Origin of the sequence: Novosphingobium organovorum (assembly GCF_022832435.1) — a bacterium.
Classification (GTDB): domain Bacteria; phylum Pseudomonadota; class Alphaproteobacteria; order Sphingomonadales; family Sphingomonadaceae; genus Novosphingobium; species Novosphingobium organovorum.
On record NZ_JALHLF010000155.1, the window covers coordinates 1 to 6,037 of the forward strand.

Annotated in this window: 7 protein-coding genes; all 7 read right to left on the minus strand. The window is 69.9% G+C overall.

Annotated features, from left to right (window positions below):
- Positions 1–562: hypothetical protein (locus tag MTR62_RS19350; RefSeq protein ID WP_244024028.1), on the minus strand; the 562-nt coding region annotated here is incomplete at its 3' end.
- Positions 563–608: 46 nt separating this feature from the next.
- Complete coding sequence (locus tag MTR62_RS19355) at positions 609–1,034, minus strand: hypothetical protein (RefSeq protein ID WP_244024030.1); 426 nt, start codon at positions 1,032–1,034, stop codon at positions 609–611.
- A 3-nt stretch (positions 1,035–1,037) separates the two neighbouring features.
- Positions 1,038–2,378, minus strand: a complete 1,341-nt coding sequence (locus MTR62_RS19360) for a FliI/YscN family ATPase (RefSeq protein ID WP_244024031.1) — start codon at positions 2,376–2,378, stop codon at positions 1,038–1,040.
- 9 nt (positions 2,379–2,387) lie between these two features.
- A complete protein-coding gene (locus tag MTR62_RS19365) occupies positions 2,388–3,020 on the minus strand; it encodes a FliH/SctL family protein (RefSeq protein WP_244024033.1) in 633 nt (210 codons plus the stop codon).
- Complete coding sequence (locus tag MTR62_RS19370) at positions 3,013–4,023, minus strand: flagellar motor switch protein FliG (protein ID WP_244024035.1); 1,011 nt, start codon at positions 4,021–4,023, stop codon at positions 3,013–3,015. The genes MTR62_RS19365 and MTR62_RS19370 overlap by 8 nt, the downstream gene beginning before the upstream one ends.
- Complete coding sequence (gene fliF, locus MTR62_RS19375; protein ID WP_244024037.1) at positions 4,023–5,771, minus strand: flagellar basal-body MS-ring/collar protein FliF; 1,749 nt, start codon at positions 5,769–5,771, stop codon at positions 4,023–4,025. Before fliF ends, MTR62_RS19370 begins: the two co-directional genes overlap by 1 nt.
- Before the next feature lie 6 nt (positions 5,772–5,777).
- A partial coding sequence (gene fliE, locus MTR62_RS19380; RefSeq protein ID WP_244024039.1) for a flagellar hook-basal body complex protein FliE occupies positions 5,778–6,037 on the minus strand: 260 nt, incomplete at its 5' end.

The following is a 6,037-nucleotide window of genomic DNA, read 5'->3' on the forward strand; positions in this document are numbered from 1 at the left end:
CGGGCGCAGGCAGGTAGGCGAGCGTCGCGGTGCTTGGTGGAACCGGCCCCGTCGCCGTGTCGCCCGACCCGTGCGCTTCGGGCGGCACCGGCAGGGTGAACTGGATCGCGGCGAGGAACGCGGGCGAGAAGGTCACGATTTCGGGGAGCGAGGCGGTCTCGGCGCTGTCCTGGGGGAGGGGCGCGTCGCCAGGCGCTTGGGCGGTGTCCGTCGTTTCATCGTCCTCGCTTTCCTGGCCGGTCCATGCGCCGCGCGGCAAGGCGGCGGCGGCAAGCGGCAAGATGTTGCCGTCCGCAGCCGGGCTCTTGCCGGGCAGGGCGCGATCGCTCGGGGGCAGGGGAAGCGAGGCGTTGGCGCCCGTGTTTGCACCGGTCTTCGCGCCAGCGCCCGCGGCAAAATTTGCGGCAGGGTTTGCGGCCTCGGCTGGCGCGGTTGTGCTAAGATCGCCGAGAACCTGCGCAAAACCGCCATCGGCGGGAGCCTGCGCGCCGGGCAGCCCGGTCGGCGCGGCGACCGTTGCCGAAAGGCTGGCGCTGAGCGAAGGAGCGTTGGGCTGGATCATGCGGGCAAGGTCCTCGTGTTTACCATATTCATGACTTCGCTCATCCCTATTCAAGCTTTGTGCCAGATTGCCGTCGTCCGGTGAGAACGGGCGCGGCGCCCAGCTTGGCGATCATGCGCTCCTGCAGCGCGGCGCGTTCCTCGATCGCGGCGCGGCGGCGTTCGGCTTCGGCCAGGTGCTTCTGCTTGGCATCGGCGATGGCGTGGGCGCGCCGGGCATCGCCCTCGGCGTTGCGGGTCAGTGTCTGCAAGCCCGAGACGAAGCGCCCGATCTGGTGCAGCGAGGCGCCGTCCTGTGCCGTCTTGCGCCCGGCGTAGTCGGCCGCGAGACGGCGCGTGCGCTCGCTCAGCGAACGCAGCTGGGCCAGCGTGCTTTCGGCCTGCGCGGCTTCGGCAGCGGCGGTCTGGCGCGCGATCGCGCGGACTTTCTCGAGCCGCCGGAGGCGCACGAGCCGTTTTTGCGCCTCGTTCATGGCTCAGCCCTCCAGCAGGTGTTCGAGCTGGCGCGCGCTTTCGGCAAGCGGCACGATCTGGCCGGCTTCCTGGCTGAGGAACGCCGTCAGCTTGCCGGTCATTGCGATGGCGCGGTCGAGCTGGGGATCGGCGCCGGGGCGATAGGCGCCCATCAGCACCAGATCGCGGTTGGCCTCGTAGCTGGCGGTCAGCGCGCGGAAGGTGCGCGCCTGTTCCTGGTGCGGCTGGGGTACGATGTCGTTCATCACGCGGCTGAGCGAGGCGGCGATGTCGATCGCCGGATACTGCCCGCGCTGGGCCAGTTCGCGGCTGAGCACGATGTGCCCGTCGAGGATCGAGCGCGCGGTATCGACCACCGGATCGTCCTGGTTGTCGCCATCGGCAAGCACGGTGTAGAGCCCGGTGATCGAACCGCCCGAGGCGGCCGAATTTCCCGCGCGCTCGACCAGCTTGGTGATCGTGGCGAGCGCCGAAGGCGGGTAGCCGCGCGCGGCGCCCGGCTCACCCAGCAGCAGCCCGATCTCGCGCGCGGCGTGCGCGACGCGGGTCAGGCTGTCGAGGATGAGCAGCACTTTCTTGCCCCGCGCGCGGAAGTGTTCGGCCATCGAGGTCGCCAGCATCGCGCCGCGCAGGCGCAAGTTGGGGGCGTGGTCGGCGGGCACTGCGACGACCACCGTCTTGTCCTTCATCGCCGCGTTCATGTGCCGTTCGACGAAGTCCGAAACCTCGCGCGCACGCTCGCCGATGAGGCCGACGATGACCACGTCCGCCCCCCCGCGCGCAACCGAGGCGCCGCGCGCGATCATGTCGATCAGCACCGATTTGCCGACCCCCGATCCGGCCATCACGCCGATGCGCTGGCCCACCCCGAAGGTGGTCAGCGCGTTGAGCGCGCGCACCCCGGTATCGAAGGGAATGCGCACCGGGCTGCGGTCGAGCGCGGAGGTGCGCACGCCGCCCGCGGGCCATTCGCCGCGGGTGTGGATCGGCAATCCGCCGTCGATCGGCAGGCCTTCGCCGTCGACCGCGCGGCCCAGGAAGGCTGAGCCGACCGGGAGCATGCCGGGGCGGCCTTCGGGGCAGACCCGGGCGCCGGGGCGCAGCAGGATCGTGTCGCCCAGGATCATCATCATCGTGCGCCCGTTGCGAAAGCCGATCACTTCGGCGAGCAGCGGCGCGCTGCGCCCGTCGGCCACGCGGCACATCGCGCCCACCGGGACCGACAGCCCGCTCACTTCGAGCAGGCCTCCGTCGCAGGCGGTGACGTAGCCGAAGCGGCGCGGCGCGATGTCCACCGGCTGGGCGGCGAGATCGCGCAGGATCGCCTTGCAGTATTCAAGCATGGCGCGCGCTCAGCATTCGTGCAACGCCTCGGCGATCGCCTGGCGCCAGGTCGCGGGACCATCCTCGACCCCGCCGCTGGCGGTCTCGACGCGGATCGTGCCGCGCGTGAGCTTGGGATCGGGCTGGACCGTCCACTGTTCGGCAAGCCGGGGGGAGACCAGCGCCATGTCCTCGGGATGGAGGCGGATCACGCGCTCGTCGTCCGCGCGCGCGAGCATCGCGACCGCCTTCTCGATCCGGCGCACCAGCGCGTCGGTGTCGAGCGCGAGCGGCGCGATCGCGCTTTCGCACAGCGCGGCGACGGTTTCCCGCAGGCGCAGGCGCAGCTGCTCTTCAAGTTCGGCGTCGAGCCGGGTGAGCGCGAGCATAAGCGCCTCGCGCGCGGTGTCGTCGGCGGCCTGCCGTTGCGCTGCGGCCTGCTGGGCCTGTTCGAAACCGGCGGTGAAGCCCTGGGTGAAGGCTTCGGACAGGGGGTCGCTCTCCTCTTCGGGAGCGCTGACCGGCGTTTCGGGCGAGGGGGATGCGGCGGTTTCGCTCAGCGTACCGCCAAAACGCAGGTCGGGGGTGAACCCCCGGCGTTCGGCGTAGGAACGGCTCGACTTGAAACCGGCGGCGGGAACGGCAAAGCTGAGGTCAGACATATTCGCCGTCTCCTGCGCCCATGATCAGCGATCCGTCGGCCACCAGCTTGCGCGCGATGGCGACGACTTCCTTCTGCGCGGCCACCACGTCGGACAGCTTGGTGCGCCCGCGCGCGGCGATCTCGTCCTTGACGCCGTCGGCGGCACGGCTGGACATCGCGCGGAAGAAGAACTCGCGCTCTTCCTCCGAAATACCCTTGAGCGAATCGATCAGCGTGTCGTTGCCGACATCGCGCAGCAGCACACCCATCTGCTGGGGTTCGAGCACGAAGAGGTGCTCGAACTTGAACATCTCCTCTTCCAGCTTCTTGGCCAGAATCTTGTCCTTCTTGGCGATTTCGCCCATCACCCGCTTCTCGATCACCTTGCCCACGCCGTTGATGATCTCAGCGGCTTCCTTCATCCCGCCCATCTGCAGGGGACGCGCGCCGTGGCATTCGGTGATGCGCCGGCTGAGCAGTTCCTCGAGCATGGCGATCGCTTGCGGGGAAACCGGGCCGATGGTGGCGACGCGGTGGATGATCTCGGAATGCTGCTCGGGCGGCAGGCCGTGGAGCACTTCGGCGGCGACGAGCGGGTCGAGCTGGACCAGCAGCACCGCGATCGCCTGCGGGTGTTCGCCCTTGACCAGCGGGATCAGCGCCGAGGCGTTGAGCCAGCGGGCGAGTTCGACCATCGAATCGCGCGGCGCGTCGGGCGGGACGATGCGCTGCATCAGGTTCTCGGTCTTCACCTCGCCCAGCGCGCGGTGCATCATCGTGCGCACCTGATCGACCCGCTTGTGCGAGGGCAGGCCCAGTTCCTCGGTCTTCTCGAGGAAGTTGGTCAGCGCCTCGACGATGGTGTCGGGGCTGATCTCGCCCAGCCGGCACATCTTCTCGCCTAGCAGGCGCAGCTCGTCGGGTTCCAGCTCGGACAGGATCCGGCAGGTCTGCTCCTCGTCGAGCAGCATCATCATCACCGCGGCGTTGTCCGCCGCCTGGAACGCAGCAATCTCGCTCATCACGCGGCCTTTGCCTGATCCTCGCTCGCGGGCGGTTTGAGCATCTGGCGCAGCGCCTGGACGGCGCCGTCAGGCTGCTCGGCGACAAGACCGCGCGCGAGCGTGATCTGCCGGTTGAGGATTTCCGCACGGGGGACGTGTTCTTCCTCGGGATTGGAGCCGGGCACTTCGGGGCGCTCGTAGCCGCCCTGGGCCGGGGCGTCGTCGGCGTCCTCGTCCTCGTCGTCATCCTCGTCGGCGGCCGCGCCCTTCTTGCCCTTCTTCGCCTTCTTGCCCTTGGCGGTCTTGACCCTGTCGCCGCGCACCGCCTTGACCATCGGGCGCACGCCGAGCAGCAGGACGAGCAAGACCGCAAGCACCGCCGCGCCGTTGCGCACCAGCATCGCGAACCAGCTCGTTTCGTAGAACGGCAAAGCAGCGGCATCGGCGACCGGCTCGAAGCTGCGGGTGATGACCTTGACCACGTCGCCGCGCTGCGGGTTGGCGCCGACCGCCGCGCTCACCAGCGCCTGAAGATCGGCGATCTGCTGCGCGCTCGCGCCCTTCATCGCCTCGGCGCTGATCGCCACCGCGACCGAAAGGCGCCGCACGTTGCCAGGGCCGACGTTCGAGACCGAAACCTCGCGGCCCAGCTCGTAGGTGCGGCTCGAGGAGCTTTCGCCGTTGGCCGGCGGCGCCTGGCCGGGCTGCCCTTGCGTGCCCTGCGGCGGGCCGGGCTGGGCCTGGGTGGGCGGGGGCGGGGTGTTGGCGAGCACGCCCGGAACCCCCGCTGCGGCGCCCGTACCGGTGGTCTGCGACTGCTGCAGGCTCTCGCTGCGCACGACGCCGTCCTTGTCGTAGCTTTCGCGCGCGGAGGTGACTTCGGCCATGTCGAGATCGACCTGGATTTCGGTCGAGAACTGGCCTTCACCGAGCATCGGGCTGAGCAGCTGGGTCACCTGTTCGCGCAGCTTGGTTTCCATGCGCGCCTGCAGGTCGAGCCGGTCGGCGTCGGCGCCCTTGCTGGTGGCGGAGAGCAGCTGGCCGTGCTGGTCGACCACGCGCACGGCATCGCTCGAGAGGCCGGGGACGGAGCCCGCGACGAGATTGACGATCGCCGAGACCTGCCCTTCGGACAGGCTGCGCCCCCGCGCAAGGCGGACCATGACCGAGGCGCTGGGCGGGGTGTTGTCGCGCACGAAGACCGACTTTTCGCCCGCCGCCAGATGGACGCGGACCGCTTCCACCCCGTCGATCTGGGCGATGGTCAGCTGCAGGTCAGCCTCGCGCGCGGCGCGCAGGCGCTCGCCCTCGAGCGTGCGGCTGGCGCCCATCGGCAGGCTGTCGAGCATCTGCGTGCCGCTTTCGGGTGTCGCCAGCGCGCCATCCGAGGCGACCAGCATACGCGCGCGGTAGTAGTTGCTCTCGCCCACGCTCAGCGCGCCGGTGGCGTTGTCGATGCGGTAGGGGATCGCCGCCTGATCGAGCGCGGCGGCCACGCTCGCCCGCTCGCTGTCGCCAAGCTGGGTGTAGAGCACGCGCTGCGGATCGGGCGCCATCATGTTCCAGGTCAGCAGCGCGGCGCCGATCGCGGCCAGGCCGACGAAGACCGGGAGCGTCTTGCGCACCGCGGGCTGTGCGGAGAAGGCGGAAAGCCGGGTGAGGACGGGCCCGCCTGCGGGATCGGTGAACGGCGAAAAGACCGAACCGGCGCCGGAGCCTGCCGGAACCGGGGCATTGCCCGCGCCTGCGGGGACGAGATCAGCCATGGCTCATCACACTCCCATTCTCATGATGTCCTGGTAGGCGCTCAGCAGCTTGTTGCGCACCTGCATGGTCGCCTCGAACGCGACGCCGGCTTCCTGGCGGGCGAGCATGACTTTGGCGACATCGGTGACTTCGCCGGTCTGGTAGGCGCTCGACAGCGTTTCGGCGCGCGTCTGGACGGCGTTGACCCCGTCGAGCGCGGACTTGAGCGTTTCGGCGAAGCCGGGCGCGGGCGAGCCGTTCTGCGCGCCGCCGGTGCCGCTCAGCG